This window comes from Amycolatopsis sp. NPDC102522, assembly GCF_055584485.1.
In genome coordinates this window covers 140,780-156,967 of sequence record NZ_JBVJLY010000012.1, presented here as the reverse complement: position 1 = coordinate 156,967, position 16,188 = coordinate 140,780, and the positions used below count along the sequence as shown (strand labels likewise).

Annotated in this window: 17 protein-coding genes and 1 tRNA gene; 4 read left to right on the top strand and 14 right to left on the bottom strand. The window is 66.6% G+C overall.

Features of this window, described 5'->3' with window-relative positions; all coding sequences use genetic code 11:
* Positions 1-2 precede the first annotated feature (2 nt).
* The 5 genes from ACZ6YV_RS26810 to ACZ6YV_RS26790 all read right to left on the bottom strand — a co-directional run bounded on the left by ACZ6YV_RS26810 (position 3) and on the right by ACZ6YV_RS26790 (position 5,349).
* The gene (locus tag ACZ6YV_RS26810) at positions 3-665 is read right to left on the bottom strand and encodes an O-methyltransferase (protein WP_465512226.1); all 663 of its coding nucleotides are present in this window, start codon (positions 663-665) and stop codon (positions 3-5) included.
* Between the two features lie 7 nt (positions 666-672).
* Positions 673-1,488, bottom strand: a complete 816-nt coding sequence (locus ACZ6YV_RS26805; RefSeq protein WP_378240964.1) for a class I SAM-dependent methyltransferase — start codon at positions 1,486-1,488, stop codon at positions 673-675.
* Complete coding sequence (locus ACZ6YV_RS26800; protein WP_465512225.1) at positions 1,485-3,110, bottom strand: helix-turn-helix domain-containing protein; 1,626 nt, start codon at positions 3,108-3,110, stop codon at positions 1,485-1,487. Before ACZ6YV_RS26800 ends, ACZ6YV_RS26805 begins: the two co-directional genes overlap by 4 nt.
* Positions 3,111-3,912: 802 nt before the next feature.
* Positions 3,913-4,584 (bottom strand): NAD(P)H-binding protein, encoded by a 672-nt coding sequence (locus ACZ6YV_RS26795; protein WP_465512224.1) that lies wholly within the window; start codon positions 4,582-4,584, stop codon positions 3,913-3,915.
* A 204-nt stretch (positions 4,585-4,788) separates the two neighbouring features.
* Positions 4,789-5,349, bottom strand: coding sequence for an ArsR/SmtB family transcription factor (locus ACZ6YV_RS26790; protein ID WP_465512223.1), 561 nt, complete (start codon positions 5,347-5,349; stop codon positions 4,789-4,791).
* 83 nt (positions 5,350-5,432) lie between these two features.
* On the opposite strand from ACZ6YV_RS26790, the gene ACZ6YV_RS26785 reads away from it, so the two are divergent.
* The 3 genes from ACZ6YV_RS26785 to ACZ6YV_RS26775 all read left to right on the top strand — a co-directional run bounded on the left by ACZ6YV_RS26785 (position 5,433) and on the right by ACZ6YV_RS26775 (position 10,175).
* Positions 5,433-6,758, top strand: coding sequence for a M20/M25/M40 family metallo-hydrolase (locus tag ACZ6YV_RS26785; RefSeq protein ID WP_465512222.1), 1,326 nt, complete (start codon positions 5,433-5,435; stop codon positions 6,756-6,758).
* A complete protein-coding gene (locus ACZ6YV_RS26780; protein WP_465512221.1) occupies positions 6,755-8,527 on the top strand; it encodes a S9 family peptidase in 1,773 nt (590 codons plus the stop codon). The genes ACZ6YV_RS26785 and ACZ6YV_RS26780 overlap by 4 nt, the downstream gene beginning before the upstream one ends.
* Positions 8,528-8,708: 181 nt before the next feature.
* Positions 8,709-10,175 carry an MFS transporter gene (locus ACZ6YV_RS26775; protein WP_465512220.1) on the top strand — a complete coding sequence of 489 codons (1,467 nt, stop codon included), beginning with the start codon at positions 8,709-8,711 and terminating at the stop codon, positions 10,173-10,175.
* 82 nt (positions 10,176-10,257) lie between these two features.
* On the opposite strand, the gene ACZ6YV_RS26770 is transcribed toward ACZ6YV_RS26775, so the two are convergent.
* From ACZ6YV_RS26770 to ACZ6YV_RS26740, 7 genes are all read right to left on the bottom strand, one after another.
* Complete coding sequence (locus tag ACZ6YV_RS26770) at positions 10,258-10,581, bottom strand: hypothetical protein (RefSeq protein ID WP_465512219.1); 324 nt, start codon at positions 10,579-10,581, stop codon at positions 10,258-10,260.
* Positions 10,582-10,928: 347 nt separating this feature from the next.
* Positions 10,929-11,540, bottom strand: a complete 612-nt coding sequence (locus ACZ6YV_RS26765) for a PIN domain-containing protein (protein ID WP_465512218.1) — start codon at positions 11,538-11,540, stop codon at positions 10,929-10,931.
* Between the two features lie 593 nt (positions 11,541-12,133).
* Positions 12,134-12,682, bottom strand: a complete 549-nt coding sequence (locus tag ACZ6YV_RS26760) for a DUF3558 domain-containing protein (RefSeq protein WP_465512217.1) — start codon at positions 12,680-12,682, stop codon at positions 12,134-12,136.
* A 44-nt stretch (positions 12,683-12,726) separates the two neighbouring features.
* The gene (locus ACZ6YV_RS26755) at positions 12,727-12,879 is read right to left on the bottom strand and encodes a hypothetical protein (RefSeq protein ID WP_465512216.1); all 153 of its coding nucleotides are present in this window, start codon (positions 12,877-12,879) and stop codon (positions 12,727-12,729) included.
* Positions 12,880-13,110: 231 nt separating this feature from the next.
* The gene (locus ACZ6YV_RS26750) at positions 13,111-13,554 is read right to left on the bottom strand and encodes a hypothetical protein (RefSeq protein WP_465512215.1); all 444 of its coding nucleotides are present in this window, start codon (positions 13,552-13,554) and stop codon (positions 13,111-13,113) included.
* Positions 13,555-13,836: 282 nt separating this feature from the next.
* Entirely contained in the window at positions 13,837-14,064 is a 228-nt protein-coding gene (locus tag ACZ6YV_RS26745; protein WP_465512273.1) for a DNA/RNA helicase domain-containing protein, read from the bottom strand.
* Positions 14,065-14,368: 304 nt separating this feature from the next.
* Positions 14,369-14,441 (bottom strand) — tRNA-Asn (locus ACZ6YV_RS26740).
* A gap of 163 nt (positions 14,442-14,604) precedes the next feature.
* On the opposite strand from ACZ6YV_RS26740, the gene ACZ6YV_RS26735 reads away from it, so the two are divergent.
* Positions 14,605-14,787, top strand: a complete 183-nt coding sequence (locus ACZ6YV_RS26735; protein ID WP_465512214.1) for a hypothetical protein — start codon at positions 14,605-14,607, stop codon at positions 14,785-14,787.
* 89 nt (positions 14,788-14,876) lie between these two features.
* On the opposite strand, the gene ACZ6YV_RS26730 is transcribed toward ACZ6YV_RS26735, so the two are convergent.
* Together ACZ6YV_RS26730 and ACZ6YV_RS26725 are read right to left on the bottom strand one after the other, a co-directional pair.
* Positions 14,877-15,641 (bottom strand): trans-aconitate 2-methyltransferase, encoded by a 765-nt coding sequence (locus ACZ6YV_RS26730; protein ID WP_465512213.1) that lies wholly within the window; start codon positions 15,639-15,641, stop codon positions 14,877-14,879.
* 33 nt (positions 15,642-15,674) lie between these two features.
* Positions 15,675-16,187 carry a hypothetical protein gene (locus tag ACZ6YV_RS26725; RefSeq protein WP_465512212.1) on the bottom strand — a complete coding sequence of 171 codons (513 nt, stop codon included), beginning with the start codon at positions 16,185-16,187 and terminating at the stop codon, positions 15,675-15,677.
* Position 16,188: the final 1 nt, after the last annotated feature.

The following is a 16,188-nucleotide window of genomic DNA, read 5'->3' as shown; positions in this document are numbered from 1 at the left end:
CGTCATTTCTTCCGGACGAGGGTGATTCCGTCGGCCATCGTGAGCATCGAGACGTCCACTCGCGGATCGTCGCGCAGCGACGCGTTGAGCGCCCGGATCGCGACGGTGTCGGGATCCTCGCTCGCCGGGTCGAGCACCCGTCCGAAGTAGAGCGTGTTGTCTATGACGATCAGCCCCGCCGGCCGGGTGAGGGCGAGCGCGGCCTCGTAGTACGCCCCGTAGTTGGCCTTGTCCGCGTCGATGAACACGAAGTCGAAACTCTCGCCGCCCCGCTCGTCCACGAGGGCGGCGAGAGTTTTCGTCGCGTCACCGACACGCACCTGGATGCGTTCGGCGACTCCCGCGCGCTCCCAGTAGCCGGCGCCGATCGCCGGCCACTTCGCGTTCACGTCCAGGGTGACGACCGTGCCGCCCGGCGGCAACGCCCGCGCCATGCACAACGTGCTGTAGCCGGTGAAAGTACCGATCTCCAGCACCGACTCGGCACCGGCCAGGCCGACGAGGAGGGCCAGCAGCTGGCCCTCCTCCGCCATGACCTGCAAGGCCGAACCGCCCGGAAGCCCCGCGGTCTCTTCCCTGAGCGCGGCCAGGATCGGGTCCTCTCTCAAGGACACCGCGCGGACGTACTCGCGGACTTCCTCCGTAGCGACTATCTGCTCAGCCATGCCGCCGTCACCGCCGGGCGACGCAGGCGAACGACAGCGGGATCGGGTCGCCGGGGATACGCCAGTTGTGGTCCCCGTCGGGCACCATCAGCGGGAGCCGCTGCCGTGCGTCGTAAGGAACTTCGCGGAGGTGCTCGATGGTCAGACCGGCGTCGACGAGCGCGTTCACGACCTCTTCCACGGTCCAGCGCCAGCCGTAGATGCTGTGCGTCTCGACCGGCACCTCGTCCTCGATGCGGTCGGCGTAGCTCTTGGACATCTCGTGGTGCACGTCGCGGGACTCGAACAGCGAGCGGGCCACCCGCAGTTCCCCGTCGACCGAGTCGAAGAGGGTGAGGATCGGGTGGATCTCCACGATCGTGAGGGTGCCGCCCGGTTTGACGTATCCCGCCGCCACCTGGGCCCAGCCGTGGATGTCGGGCAGGAACGAAAGGGTGCCGTAGCCGGTGAACACCATGTCGAACTCGCCGTCGAGCACCTTGGGCAGGTCGTAGAGGTTCGCCTGGACGAACTTCGCGTCGAGGCCGAGCTCACCGGCGAGTCCGGTGGCGATGTCGATCGCCTCGTCCGAGATGTCGGTGCCGGTCACCTGCGCGCCCATGCGGGCGAGCGAGAGCGAGTTGACGCCGATGTGGCACTGCAGTTCCAGCAGGGACCGGCCGCGGACGTCGCCCAGCTCCTCCTGTTCCAGCTTGCGCAGCATGTTGTGCCCCTGTTTGAACCTTTCCACGTCGTAGTACGAGGACTGCAGATGCGCCCGTGCCCGCAGGTTGAAGCCCTCTTGGTTCGCCGAGATCTTCTCGAGGTCGCTCATGGACGTCATCGGTATTCCCTTTCGCCGTGGGTCGGTGGTTGTGGACGGTCTGCGGCGACCAGTGGAGCCAGATCGCGGCGGCTGGTCACCCCGAGCTTCTGGTAGGCGCGGCTCAGGTAGTTGTCGACGGTGCGGGCGGACAGTCCCAGCCGGTGCCCGATGGCGGGGCTGGTGAAGCCGACGGCGGCCAGCAGCGCGACGTCCCGCTCGCGTCTGGTGAGCTCGATCAGCGGAGCGGTGAGCCGCAACAGCGGGGTTGTCGCGTCGGGACACGCCATCCCGCCGGGAGGGGTGGCGGTGTGCCGCAGCGCGGCCGCGGCGGTGGCGGTCTCCGCGGCGAGCAGGTCCATCCCGAGTTCGGTGAACTTCGCCGTGGCGACGTCCAAGGCCCCGGGATCGGACCGGGCCAGCGCGTCCGCGGCCCCGGCCATCGCGGGCACGACCGGCCCTTGCACCACGGCGGCGAGCGCGGCGAGGCGATGCCTCACGGTGTTGGGATTGCCGAGCCGGGCCACGTCGTAGCGCGCCGTGGCTTCGAAGGCGTACTGCCCCAGCGTCATGGCGAGCTCGGCCGCGGAGCGCGCCTGCCGGGCGGCGAGAGCGGTGTCCCCACCGGCCGCCGTGGTCCAAGCCTGGCTCAGGGTCAGCCACGGGGCGAACAGGCGGCTCTCGGGTGCCCTGTCGGTGAGGAGCCGCCGGGTCTGTTCCGCACCGGCCTGATCGCCGAACATGGCGCGGGCCGCGGCGAGCTCGGCCAGGCACGGCGCCAGCATGAAACACGAGTTGCCACCGTCGAACAGGCGCGAAGCGGTCTCCAGATCGGTGATGGCGGTGATCAGGTCGCCCCGTGCCTTGGCCACCTGGCCACGCAGCGCCAGCCAGCCCGCGGCCACCGCGATGTTCCCGGCTGTCACCGCGTCCTGGTACCCGTCCTCGGCTATCCGGCGCGCGTGCCGCACCCTGCCGGCCATAAGCAACGCGAAGCAGTGCGCGTAGCCGATCTCGGCGAACCAGGGCCGGCCGGGACCGGGCCGGTCCACCGCCGCCAGCGCCCGGTCGAACCGGCCCGCCAGACTGGCCGCGACGACGACAGTGGTCACCGCCGGCTTGATCGCCTCGTCGGGCAGTTGCCTGTCCCGCAACACTTTCTCGCCTGCGCTCAGTGCCGCGCGGGTCCGGCCTTCCAGCAGCAGCAAACCGGCCCGGTGCGCCTCGGCCACCGGACTGCCGACGTCACCGAGCACCCGGTGCGCGGCCTCGGCATCACCCGCACCCCAGTACTGGATGGCCGCCGCGGTCACCGCCCAGCGGGTCCGGCGCGCCAGCGGGGCGGTGCTCGCCGGCGGATGGGGCAGGACCTCTCCCGCGTACTTGTAGAGGCCCCGCTGCACCAGCACTTCGGCCGCGAACTGGTCGGCGGGGTTGCGGCCACCGTGGAGGTGCCGTGCCGACGTCACCACCGCCTTGGCCATGTCGAGGTCCACCTTGACCAGTACGCGCTGGGTCTCGGGGAGCAGGCGGCCCTGCCACGGCACCATGGCGACCGGATCGACCGTGTCGACCGGATCGACCTGCGGGAGCGCGGCTATACAGGGAGACAAGACATCCCCGGACTCCGTACGCGCGATCATGAGGCCCGTCCGGCCGACGAGGACGCGGTCGCCGCATCGTCCACAATAGACACGTCCACAATGGACATCGGCGAACCCTTGCCGGCGATCACGACGCCGGCTCGAGCCGCCGACTTGGTCTTGGCGATTGACTGCACAACAAAGAAACCCCCGGTGTTGTAAGATGAGGAACCTTCGCGCTGAGCCCACTGTCCATATCGGACCGTGCAAGAGCGGATTAAGCCTCGCCCGCCCGCCCGTTGTTCGGGCGAAACGAAGTGGCCTGACTATTCGTCAATCTCTCCCGAGTCGATCTCGGACTCGATCAACGAACCCCCCAAGGTTCTATCAGCTAGTAGCTGGACTTCATCATAGACAGCAATAGTGTGCGCTGCAACCAATCTCGGCCCACTTCGGCCGATATCCGTAGCCGTAAATAGACATTTCGGTCGTTGTCGTAGCGGGCGATTGCGGCCGCGATACGCGGCCGTCCACCATGAGACTTTTACCGCCACCATTCGGCCGCATCCGTTTGAAACGATGTTCCGTCGGTAATTCGTAACGGAAGACGGAGTGCGCACTGGATTTCGCCGCTTCCCGGCGATGACTCGTCCATCCGGCACAATCAAGTACACCTGGACGTCAGCCCCCGCGACAAGGCATCAGAGTGCAATTCGCAATGGCGTTCTTCGATTCCTGGGATGTGCGCCTGTGTCATGGCCATTGACGGACTGAAGCCCTTGGCCGATCGTTCCTCTGTCACCAGAAGAAGGATCGCCCAAGGGCTTCAGTCGAGGATGGACCCGAAGGTCAGGACACCGGGCTAGCCGTCGATCGCCTTTTCGATGGGGGTTTCGCCACCGAGCACCACGTAGATACGGCCGGCGGTGTCGGGCCGGTCGAGGAGCGCCACGAGCACGGCGGCGACGTCTTCCCTGGCGACCTGGTCGAACCTGGCACCCGTGGGCCCGACCTTGTTCCCCGCGGTGAGTTCGACGGTGCCGTCGCCATCCCCGTCGGTGAGCACGCCGGGCCGGAGTACCGTCCAGTCGAGCTTGTCACGGCTGAAGATGTGCTCTTCGGCGGCGCGTTTGGCCCGCAAGTAGGTGGCATACCCCTCGCCGATGCCGCGGTCGTCGGCGCAGCCCACGTTGATGGAGCTGACGTGCAGGAACCGTCGCACCCCGGCCTGTTCCGCCGCGTCCATGACCAGCACGACAGCGGCGCGGTCCATTTTGTCCCGGCGCGCGGAGGTGGCGCTGTTGCCGGAACCCGCCGAGAAGACAGCGGCGTCCGCGCCGGCGAGAGTCGCGGCCACTTCGTCCACTGTGGCGTGCTCGAGATCGAGCACGACGGCTTCCCCACCCGCCCGTCTGATGTCGTCGACGTGGCGCGGATTGCGCACGATGCCCACGACGGAGTCACCCCGCTTGGCGAGGAGCCGAGTCAATCGCAAGGCGATCTTGCCGTGGCCGCCGGCGATTACGATCTTCATTAACTACCCTTTCCCACGGATGATCAACAAGACAACCGCTCCCCCTGAAGACCTTCCGGCAATTCTCCTGCTGCCATTGATCTTCGGACAAGGAAACGTATTCGTGAATCCGGCACGGAACACCGCCACCGGTCAGCCTGCCGGGCGGACGTGCGATACCGACACTAGCGAAGGCGATCTTCGGCCGCCGGCGGATTGAACCCATCAACCATCGTTGGCCTCGATCAATCGATCGGAATGGACACCATTCTCCCGTGGGTCGGAGTCGGATTGAGCCTGGGCGGCGAGCGACCACAGATAACTCAGCGGCTCGCCATCGGGTTCGTCGGTGTACTCGCCGATCAGTTCCCGGATCCGGCGGTGGAGTGATTCCACGGACTCGGGACGCAACCGCAGTACTCCCCGCTTCGCGCCACGACCGGAATCCTTGCCCGCGGCGATCAGTTCGGCCCGGTGCGCGCCGAGTACGGCGAGGTCGACCCGCTGGGCCAGGCCGGAGTCGTCGGGCAGGATAGTCATGCCCCAGGTGCGCGCGGTCGCGCGATAGGGCCGTTGCAGGGCGCCGTGTTCACCGGTGTTGACCGGTTCGGCGACCAGGAAGTTCGTCTTCACCAGAGCACGGACGTGACGCAAGGTGGTCGCGGGAGCGAGGTCGAGCTCGACCGACAGCTCCTTGTTGGTCAACGCACGGTCCAGGCAGAGCCGCAGGATGCGCCAGCGGACCGGGTGCCCGAGTGCCTTGAGTTCTTCGATCGTCGCTTCCACAACCGGCACTGTACCTTGCCAAGCCGTCATCGGTTTGCTTGACTACATATCGATGTCATTCTGTGCAATCGCTTGGAGGATCTGTGATCGAGCAGCTCCAGGGTTGGGTGAGTGGCCGTGACCTGGCCGGTGAGCTGGCGGACTGGATCTCCTTGCCGAGCGTGAGCCGCACAGGCGAGGGCATGACCGAGGCCGCCGCCCACGGCCTCGGACTCTTGCGCGCGTCGGGCCTGGAGGCTCGCGAGGTCGAGACCGGCGGCTGGCCCGCGCTCGTGGGGACGGCGGACGGACCCGGGCCGCACGTGCTGATCTACGGGCACTACGACGTGCAGCCCCCGGGACCGCTCGAACTGTGGACGACGCCGCCGTTCGTGCCGTCGATCCGTGACGGCCGGATGTACGGCCGCGGCACGGGCGACAACAAGGGGCAGCATCTCGCGCAACTGCTGGGGCTGCGCGCCCTGCGGGACCTGACCGGCGGTTTCCCTTGCCGTGTCACGGTGTTGCTCGACGGCGAGGAGGAGATCGGCAGCCCCAACCTCGCCAAGGCCGTCCGCCAGATCGGGCAACCCGACCTGGCGATCTGGAGCGACGGGCCGGTGCACGACTCGGGCCGGGCGTGCGTGGTCCTCGGCATGCGCGGAATCCTGATGTTCGAACTGCGGACGCGGGGCGCGAACCGGCCGTTGCATTCCGGGAACTGGGGCGGGGTCGCCCCGAATCCGGCGTGGGCGCTGGTACAGCTGCTGGCCACCATGCGGTCGCCGGACGGAACCGTGACCGTGCCCGGGTTCGCCGACGACGTCGCACCGTTGACCGACGGGCAGCGTGCGGCGCTCGCGGATCTTCCGGTGGACGTGGCCGGAACGCTCGAAGCGATCGGGGTGGCCGTCATGGAGCCACCGGCCGACCTGGGCTTCCACGAACGACTGGCCGTCCCCACGCTGACCGTGAACTCGTTGAGCTGCGCGGATTCCGGCGACCACCGGGCGGTGATCCCCGACGTCGCCATCGCCCGCTGCGAGGCCAGGCTGGTCGGCGGCCAGACACCGGACCAGGTCGCCGACGCCATCCGGCGGCACGTGGCGAAGTACGCACCCGACGTCGAATTCGTGCGGGACGCGGCGATGTCGCCTTCTACCACCCTACCCGAAACCCCTTACACGGCAACGATTCTTCAGGCCATCGAGGACGGGATCGGGCAACGGCCGCTGTTGGTTCCTTCGATGGGCGGAAGCCTGCCGATCGCCGTGCTCAGCGATGAGCTCTCCTGTCCTTGCTACGGCGTGCCGCTGGCCAACGTCGACGAGGCCAACCACGCACCCGACGAGAACCTCGACCTCGACTGGTTCCACCGTGGGATCGTCGCCGCGGCGTCGATCCAGCTCGCCTTGGCGGCGCACTCATGACCGTCTGGGGTGCTTGGCCGTCGAAAGAAGGCTTCGCGTACGTCTGCGACGATTCCGGCAGGCCGCAGCCATGGTTCCAAACCTGGGCCGGGGAACGGCGGATGTTCCCGATCGACGGCGCGGTCACCCGGCTGGCGTGGCGGCCCGACGAGACACGCCTCCTGGTCGTGGCGGACGTGACCGGCGGCCAGGACTACCGGCTGGCCGAACTCGATCCCGTCACCGGCGAGGTGGAGTGGATAGCGACCGAACCCGGTGTCAGACGCGAGATCGGCGTGCCGTATTCGAGCGGAAGCCAGCCGTACAGCCCGGATGGCCGCCTGCTCGCCTACGCGACCAGCGCGCGCGACATCACCTGTTTGGACGTCTACGTGCGGGACCTGACGACCGGCGAGTCCAGGATGGTCCTGGAGGGTGACGACCGGTATGTGCCCGTCTGTTTCTCGCCGGACTCCCGGTACCTGCTCGTCCTGAAGTTTCATCAGAACGCCGATCAGGATCTGTTCGCCTGCGATCTCGAAACCGGCCGGACCGAACATCTCACCCCGCACCAGGGTCCGGCGAAATACCAGCCGGGCGGGTGGAACGAGGACGGGATCTACCTGTGCACCACCGAGGGCCGTGACTTCCTCGGTGTCGCCCTGCTCGTCCCCGGCCGCCCGCTGAAGTGGATCGCCACACCGGACGCCGATGTGGAGAACGTGATCGTGGGCCCGCAGGTCGTCTGGGCCTTGCCGCAGGATCAGTGCACGATCCTGTGCACGCAAGAGATCGCGGTCGAACTGCCCGGATTCGCCTCCCAGCCTTTCGGCTACGACGGCTTCGTGCCGCGCTTCGCCGAAGACCGCCTGCTCGCGCAGGTCGGCGCCGGCGACAGGGCGACCGAGTTTTTCCTGGTGGACTTGGCCTCCGGCGAGTCGCAGCAGCTCAGCAACTTCGGCGACGGAATGCCGGACGACCTCGTCGTGCCGGAAACGGTCTGGTTCACCGGAGCGGACGGCCTGGAGATATCCGGGCTGCTGTACCGCCCGCGTTCGGTGACCGGCCCCGTTCCGGCGGTGCTGACCATCCACGGCGGTCCGGAGTGGGCCGCGCTGCCGGTGCACGACCCGCTGATCCAGCGGGCGGTGCGAGCCGGGATCGCCGTACTGGCACCGAATGTGCGCGGGTCGACCGGACGAGGGCTGGAGTACCAGCGGCTGATCTATCGCGACTGGGGAACCGGCGACCTCGCCGATTTCGAAGCCGCCGCACTGTTTCTGCGAAGCCTGGACTGGGTGGACGGCGACCGGCTCGGTGTCCACGGGGTGTCCTACGGTGGTTTCGCGGCACTCAGTTGCCTGACGAGGTTGCCGGACTATTGGCGGGCCGGGGTCGCGATCTGCGGGCCGGCGGATCTCGAAATGGACATCCGGGCCCTGCCGCCGACATGGAGCCGGCGGGTCGTAGAGTGGATCGGCGACGTCGACGATCCAGCGGATCTGGCGAGACTGAAGGCAGCGAGTCCGCTGGCCTATGCGGCGGATATCCAGGCGCCACTTCTGCTGGCGCACGCGGAAAACGACACCACCGTCGTCATCAACGGCACCGAACAGCTGTACAAGACGCTGACCGAATTGGGAAAGACCGTGCGGTTCATCCGCCTTTCCGGCGGTCATCTCCCGGAAGACCGAGACGAACGGGACCAACTCGACACCGCCGTCGTGAACTGGTTCCGCGAATACTTCGAGCCGCGCTCGCTTGAGAAGGAACCGGCTCAAAACGACTGAGGGGTCACTCATTCATGACAATGGCCGTCGTCTGCGCCGACGACGGCATGACGAACACGGCACCAAATCCCGCGAACACACCAAGCTCGGCGCCGGAATTCGGCGCCGCGCGGCTTGTCCTGCTTCCTGCGTTATCGACCAGCACTCGTAAAACTCACCCCCGAAAGGACAGGCACAGAAAATGCCTCCTGCAGTCGCCGGCGCCGAGACGCCGTCCCGCAGACGCCTCGGTTTGATCCTGGCGTTGCTGGCTTTCGCCATGTTCATCTACGCCATGGACTACAGCATCGTTTTCGTGGCGCTGCCCGACATCGGTGCCGGAGTCGGCTTCTCCGCGCACACCCTCCAGTGGGTCGTCAGCGCCTATGTCGTCGCCTTCGGCGGTTTCCTGCTGCTCGGCGGTCGCGCGGCAGACCTGTTCGGACGCCGCCGGATGTTCGTCTTCGGCCTTTTCCTGTACGCGGTTTCCTCGCTTGTCGGAGGGCTCGCCGGTGACCCGACGACCCTGATCATCGCGCGTGCGGTGCAGGGCCTCGGTGGCGCCTTCCTCGCCCCCTCAACGCTTTCGCTGATCACCACGACCTTCGCCGAAGGTCCTGACCGCAACCGCGCGCTGTCGATCTGGAGCGGCGCCGGCGGTAGCGGCATGGTCTTCGGCTCGCTGCTCGGTGGTGTGCTGACGGGCGCTCTCGGCTGGGAATCGATCTTCTTCGCCAACGTCCCGCTCGCCGGTGGCGCCATGCTGCTCGCGTTCTTCGTCATCCCGAAGGACACCGACCAGGGGGCCGACGGACGCAAGTTCGACCTGCCCGGTGCGCTGACCGCGACGGTCGGTGCGACGCTGCTGGTGTTCACCCTCGTCCAGGGGCCGGTGTCGGGCTGGACCTCGCCGACGATCCTGATCACCGCGGCCATCGCCATAGCCGTGCTGGCCGGGTTCATCGCCATCGAGGGCCGCGGCCGCGACCCGCTGCTGCCGCTTCGCTTGTTCCGTAACCGAAACCTGAGTACCGGCACCCTCGTCGTCTTCGTGTTCATGGGGACTTTCGGTGCGCTGCCCTACTTCTTCACCGTCTATTTCCAGAACGTGCTCGGCTACTCGGCGATCCAGAGCGGTTTCGCCTTCCTCCTGCCGTGTGTCGGGGTGCTCATCGGCAACCTGTCCGGCGGGAAGCTGGTCACCCGCTTCGGCGCGCGCACCACGCTGATCGTCGCGCTCCTCATCGGTGCCGCCGGTACCGTGGCCTTCGCGTTCTCCATCTCGCCGACCGGTTCGTTCCTGGCGCTGGTGCCGGGGGTTCTCGTCCTCAGCCTCGGCCAGGGCACCGTGTTCACCGCGATGTACGCGGCGGTGACCACCGGGACCGCGGAAGAGGATCAGGGCATCGCCTCGGGTATCGCGTCGACCGGACAGCAGGTCGGTCTCGCGGTCGGTCTCGCCGTCCTGGTGGCTGTCGCCAACTCCGGCAACGAAGGACTGACCGGTGAGGCGCTGCGCGTCGCCACCGCCGACGGTCTTCGCACCACCATGTGGGCCACCGTGGCAGGCATGGTGCTGGTCGTGCTGATCGCGCTGAACTTCAGGCGGGCCTCGGCGGCTCCGGACGTCGAGTCGGCGAAGGCGGCCGACGTGACGTCCGCCGCCTGATCTGAGCGAATAGAAGGTGGCCTCGCCCCGTGTTCAGTACACACGGGGCGGGACCACCTTTTTTGCTTAGAGGGGTCGACGGCTACTGCGACGCTCGCACGGCGGCGCCGACAGCGGCCACATCGAGGTCCACGACCACCTCGTCGTTCTCCCAGCGGCCGCGTTCCGAGATCACCAGGCCGATCAGGGCCAGCTCCCCTGCTTTGTCCCTCAAGGCGTACTGCTCGTGAGTCTCCTCGCCGAGGTCGTCCAGCTCGTCACGCTCCCACGCGGCCACCGCTGCCTGGGCCAGAGCCTTGGGCAGGCGCACCGTGAGCGGGGCGATCTGGGCGTCGACGCACGCCCCGATCGATGCCAGCACCTTCGAGTCTGCCCGATACCTGACGTACTGCCCTTGCTCGTTCACAGTGCGACGGTAACCACTGGCTGTCGTAACGGCATCACCATTTAACCGGGCCCGTGGCACTGGCCGCCGCTCGGCGACGTACGCGTCCCTACCCCGACACCTCGTCGGCCCCAGCTACAAGACGAGAATGAGGACATGGGATATGAGTTGCAAGCGGTCATCGCCGGCGAGCCCGTGCTCCGCACGTTGGCAGGCCACATCGCCGAGGCCTATATCGTGCCCCGCGGTGCGGTTCCGCCCGCTCACCGAGGACACGCCGAGCATAGCGCTCACCGTGATGACCTGCGCCGACCCTGATCCGCTGTGCAGACGTCTAACCGCGCTCGCCCTGAATTTGGAGCGGTCAACTAGACTTCCAGTTCTGGACTCTCGACCTTCTTCTGAGCATTAGCCTGCCTGGCCTTCGCTTTGTCGCCTCGCGGATCGCGTCGTTCGAGCTTGATCTCACGAAGACCAGCCTCTCGTGCACGGAACGCCATACCCGTATCACAAGTCAAGAGAGTCACTTTGGCCTGAACAAGCGATTGCAAAGCCAAGGTACGGGCAACAATCTCTTGGTCGTTGATCGGCAGTCGCCGATGCCCGATCGGATCTCCAAGCAGTTGAACCTTCACTTCCACAGGGTCACTTACCAGCCGACCATCGCCACGAAGAATTCCGTCGAGTACGGCAAGGGAAAAGCTTGCACGCCCTCGCATATCATCACTCTTCGTCGAATCCAGCTCGTCGATCACCATGGTCGGCACGACCAGCCTGAAACCCACTGCTCCCAGTTGGCGAAACTTCGACCAGTCGATACTGTCTATCTTTTCTGGATAAGAGAGATACACACTCGTGTCGAATACAATAGTTTCGGCAAAACCGCCAGACCACAGGAGTACCTGTTCAGCAATTCCCGCACGCGTGGCGCTCAGAGCGCCAGTTCGCTTATGGATCTCGTCCGAGACCAGCCCGTTCAAGATTCGCTCCTGCTCGTTCCCACCCACAGACGCCGCCCATGCTGGCCCCATGGTCATCAATCCGCGATAACCCTGAAGGTCGAGAAGTTCCTCGACATCGTCTCTCGAAATCTGTGAAGACAACTCGCGGGTAGCCAAACTAACCCAGCTCAAGTAGCTCCACAGCCTCGCCGCGGAAGAGCCTGGACCCGACGATGTGACTGAGCCGGAGCTACCAATGCGGCCGCTCAACCTGAGCAACGTCTCGTCGATCTGCTTGAGAGTAACTCCTGGTTTGGGCGTAACAAGCATGAACCGATTCTGCCACGTCCGGGAGATCACCACTGAGTCCGCACGCGGATTCCGATCGTGGCGAGGATCGGCGATTGGAAGGCCGATCCGCCATCGGCGAACATGATCTTGTCCCAGCGTCCTGGCCCGACGGCCCGGACGTGTTCTGCGCCCGAACCAATCTTGCTTCCGGCCCGAGCGAACCCATCCCACGATGCGGCCCGTACAGGATCATCTCGCGCCGACGTGCCACTCCCCTGGATCGCCGCGGTCGAAGGCTCTTACCGGCGCCGGATTCGAGATCCCGACGGGGCACGGAGCCCCTAACCTCGGAGGTTGTCGATGACGAACTCAGCGATCTTCTTGACAGCGCCGCAGGGATCAGCTTGCCAGGGACCGGCCTCGGGCTTTTCCCTCGTGTTGGTTTTAATGTGTACCAACGTGTTGTCATCGACGCCGAGCACCAGTCTGCAGGCCTTCGGGCCCTTGTCTCGTCGGCCTGGGATGTTCTCTTCGACATCCACGATCACGGCCGGGTAGCCGTTGATCGTGACTTCTTCCCAGTGGTTGCCGGTATCGCGGCCTAGTGCACGGTCCCTGTACAGCGTGGTGATGCTCTCCCGCAGCGGCGGGAACCATGATGTGGTCACGTCGACCGACGGACCGAACACGATCAGACACTGGCCTTCCCGGGTCTGCTCAATCCTGCCGTCACCGAAGCCGATGCTCTGCAACTGATCCACCGTGATCGCCGCACACGGATCGGCGATGAACTTGTCGCCGTTCAAGGGCGCGGGGATGGGCGGAACTGACACCGACGGCCCCGGCGGCCGAGGCGGCGGACTCGTTACGCAACCAGTCAGCACCACCATCCCACCGACCATCAGTATGGCGAGCCCTCGAACTAGAAGTCGGTTCACGAGGGATCCGCTCCTGGTTTGATCCGCCAGCGGCGGGGTTCCCCGACCACTTCGACACTCGTGCCGACATCCGGGATCTTGGGGAAGTTGGTCTCGATGACCGTGAACTCAAGGCTGCTCCCGACCAGTGCCCCGATTTCGGTGATCATGCCGGCCTCGTCCTCCGAGTCAGAGTCCGGGAAGTCTAGCTGATCGAAACTCTCTTCCTCGACTCCTCGACCTCCTCGACACCAGGCCGCGTTCGGCGCGACTCGGCTACCGTCGCAACTCGGGAAATAGGTGACCTTGTGGGTACCGCAGGAAGCGCGATCGCGCGGGAAGACCGGTCGAGCCGGGTTTTTCCCCACACGATCGCGCTGAACTACTGCCGAACAATCCGATCAGCGATAGACCCACACGGAGTCGGCGCCGTCCGGGGCGTCCAACTGGATCAAAACGCTGTCGGCACCGCCCGGCTTGTTCGCGGGGACCGGGACATCGATCGGCCAGTCTCCGCTACAGCGCGGAGTCGAACTCGCGGTGTCGAGATAGTTGGATCCCGCGTAGGAATAGCCATAGACAGATCGGCCACACCCGACGGCGTGCAGGGTTCCTTCGAGGAGCACCGTCCGGTTGGTGAAGGTGGCGGTTCCTGAGGCGTAGCTGGCTCCGTAGTCGACGTAGAAGGTCCGAACGACGGAAGCCGGCGCAGCCGTGGCGGCGGGCGCGCTTGCGAGAACAAGCCCGACAGCGGCTATGCCGGCCGCCGCGGCCGTGCTGCGGAGCCGCGTGCGGCTCGCGCTCGTCCGCGCGGAATATGGTTTGGACCTCAGCATGGAGAACAAGAAAATCCCCCTTTTGTCAATCCGACACCCGGGAATTCCGGGCCCGTGAAGGATGCCGCTTCCCAGTCCTGCGGGTCTGCGTCATCTGACACAGATCGGCGAAGACCAGGTTGCCGCTCGCGGACTGGTTTCACGCGAACACAAAGACTCGATCGTGTTCCGTGCAGGAACACGCCTCAACCCGCGAGTCTGTCCACCAAACATCGTGCCCGTTCGTCGGCCCTTTCTACTGACACTGGGCCGTCTCCTGCCCAAGTCCGCGAACGACGGCGGGGCGTTCGGCTATGCCTCGATCAGGTCGTGCGGCAGAGCGCGGATTTCTGTGTCGGTGGCGTAGAGGACGGTGCCCGCCCTGGCCCGGGTGAGCAGCACGCGGTAGGCGCTGCGCACCCATAGCTGTCGCGCCGTGGAGGGCGTCGTCGTGCTCGTACTCGAAGCCCTGCGCGCTGTAGACGCAGCCGATTTGGCCGGCGCCCGCGGGATCGCTCGCCCACAGCGGCGAGGGGGCATGCCGTTGACCGTGCGCTGGCCCTTCACACTCCACGGTGGCCTCGGTCAGCCGGTGCAGGACAGCGCCGTACCGGGCGGCGTAATCACCGAACCGGAGCGCTCAGCGCGAGGTGCCACCGACAGTGACACCACCCACGAAAGCGACGCGTAGAGACTTCGAAGTGCTTCACAAGCCCACCAACGGCCCCAACACCGCGGCTTCAACGGCCACACGGTTGCCGTTGGACAAGCGTCAAAATCGACATCAAGCCGCCCGCAGTACCCCAGAAACGAAGAAGCCCAGGTCATCAGACCTGGGCTTGAGCTCCCCCGCTTGGACTCGAACCAAGAACCCTCCGGTTAACAGCCGAATGCTCTGCCAGTTGAGCTACAGGGGATTGTGCTCCGTACCAGCCGGATCGCTCCGACCGATGAGAGAACTTTAGCCCATGACCCCCGGTGGCCGCGCACCCACCCCCCACTTTCGGCGTCACCTCGTCAAGCTCGCGTTTTGAGGGACAATGGCAGCCGGAGCAAGATCGAACGGAGGCGTGGACTCGGATGAAGATGTTCCTGCTGGGTGCGGCCGCGGGCTACGTATTGGGCGCGAAGGCCGGCCGGGGACGGTACGAGCAGATCGTGCGGACGTACCGCAAGATCGCTGACCACCCCATGGTGCAGGGCGCCGCCGGGGTCGCTCGCGCCAAGGTCGGTGAGAGGTTCGGGCGGTCCGCACAGCGCTGACCCTGCCCTGGACGAGCTGAGGGGGCCCTTCACCGCATGCGACGCGGCGAAGGGCCCTTTCGCCGCGTCTGACGAGGGGAAAGTTCCCTTCAGCTCACGACGGCGACCACGAAGACGCGCCGGAACTCGAACCAGGTGGTCCCGTCGGGACGCGGCGGGTAGGCCTCGTCCAGTTTGCGGGCGATCTGCGCGCGGAAGTGGTCCCAGTCGGCGCCGGGGAGAGCCTCCTTGACCGGCCGCAGCGAGGTGCCGGTGATCCATTCGAGCACGGCGTCCTCCCCGGCCAGCCGCTGCAGATACGTCGTTTCCCAGGCGTCGACGGCGCATCCCGCGTCGGCGAGCAGGGCGCCGTAGCCGAGCGGGCTGTCGACGGCCTCGTTCTCCCGCAGGACGACGTCGGCCAGGCGCGGCGCCCACTCTTCGGTGCGCGCGAGGTCACGGACCAGGGCGTGCGACGGGGCGTCGAAGTTGCCGGGGACCTGGAACGCGAGCGTCGCCCCGGACGGCAGGAGATCCACCCAGCGACGGAGCAGGACCCGGTGTTCCGGCACCCACTGGAGCACGGCGTTCGAGATGACGACGTCGGTGTCCGGTTCGGGCGCCCAGTCGTTGACGTCCAGCACCCGCGCTTCGACGCCCCGCGAGCGGGCGGCCTCGACCATTTCGGGTGAACTGTCACTGGCCTCGATGATCGCGTCCGGCCAGCGTTCCGCCAGGTCAGCCGTCAGGTTCCCGGGGCCGCAGCCGAGGTCGGTGACCCGGCGGGGCTTCTCGGCCGATATCCGGCCGATGAGGTCATAGAACGGCCGGGCCCGCAGGTCGGCGTAGTCGAGGTATTTGACCGGATCCCACATGGCGCCTCCCAGCGATACAGTACGAGCGTACTGCTAGCCGCGTGGGTTGGCCAGTTTCTCCGCCGCTTCCTCGGCGATCGCCTTGACCACATCGACGTCCGTGCCCGGATCGGGCCGCACCTGCAGCACCGTGCCGTCCTGGCCGGGGACCTTGCGTTCGACGAACCACGCGCCCCCGGTTTCGAGGTCCTTGCGGTGCCGCCCCCGGACCGAGCCGTCGACACGCTGCCTCACCAGGATCGGGACCTTGCCCGGCTGGGCGAGCCGGAACCGGACCGGGGCCTTGTCGGCCAGCAGCACGGCCTTCCCCGAGGTCCCGACCTCCTCGGACTCGGTCAGCGTGAACACCCCGTCGGACCACGCGGCCTTGCCGACGAGATGCCAGCCGACCCTGCGCGGTCCCGGGATCCACAGCCCCAGCGGCGTGACCAGCAGATATCCGCCGCCCTCGACCGCCGCGCTCCCGACGATGTGTTCGCCGTCCGCCAGCGAGCCGCCGAAATCCGCCGGGACACGGTCACCCATCAGGTGACGCAGCCAGCCCATG

What these genes read in the sequence shown, in the direction of transcription:
- ACZ6YV_RS26810 (WP_465512226.1), bottom strand. Translation starts at nt 665, where the DNA reads ATGGCTGAGCAGATAGTCGCTACGGAGGAAGTCCGCGAGTACGTCCGC.
- ACZ6YV_RS26805 (WP_378240964.1), bottom strand. Translation starts at nt 1,488, where the DNA reads ATGACGTCCATGAGCGACCTCGAGAAGATCTCGGCGAACCAAGAGGGC.
- ACZ6YV_RS26800 (WP_465512225.1), bottom strand. Translation starts at nt 3,110, where the DNA reads ATGATCGCGCGTACGGAGTCCGGGGATGTCTTGTCTCCCTGTATAGCC.
- ACZ6YV_RS26795 (WP_465512224.1), bottom strand. Translation starts at nt 4,584, where the DNA reads ATGAAGATCGTAATCGCCGGCGGCCACGGCAAGATCGCCTTGCGATTG.
- ACZ6YV_RS26780 (WP_465512221.1), top strand. Translation starts at nt 6,755, where the DNA reads ATGACCGTCTGGGGTGCTTGGCCGTCGAAAGAAGGCTTCGCGTACGTC.
- ACZ6YV_RS26775 (WP_465512220.1), top strand. Translation starts at nt 8,709, where the DNA reads ATGCCTCCTGCAGTCGCCGGCGCCGAGACGCCGTCCCGCAGACGCCTC.
- ACZ6YV_RS26760 (WP_465512217.1), bottom strand. Translation starts at nt 12,682, where the DNA reads ATGGTGGTGCTGACTGGTTGCGTAACGAGTCCGCCGCCTCGGCCGCCG.
- ACZ6YV_RS26755 (WP_465512216.1), bottom strand. Translation starts at nt 12,879, where the DNA reads ATGATCACCGAAATCGGGGCACTGGTCGGGAGCAGCCTTGAGTTCACG.
- ACZ6YV_RS26745 (WP_465512273.1), bottom strand. Translation starts at nt 14,064, where the DNA reads ATGCCCCCTCGCCGCTGTGGGCGAGCGATCCCGCGGGCGCCGGCCAAA.
- ACZ6YV_RS26735 (WP_465512214.1), top strand. Translation starts at nt 14,605, where the DNA reads ATGAAGATGTTCCTGCTGGGTGCGGCCGCGGGCTACGTATTGGGCGCG.
- ACZ6YV_RS26730 (WP_465512213.1), bottom strand. Translation starts at nt 15,641, where the DNA reads ATGTGGGATCCGGTCAAATACCTCGACTACGCCGACCTGCGGGCCCGG.
- ACZ6YV_RS26725 (WP_465512212.1), bottom strand. Translation starts at nt 16,187, where the DNA reads ATGGGCTGGCTGCGTCACCTGATGGGTGACCGTGTCCCGGCGGATTTC.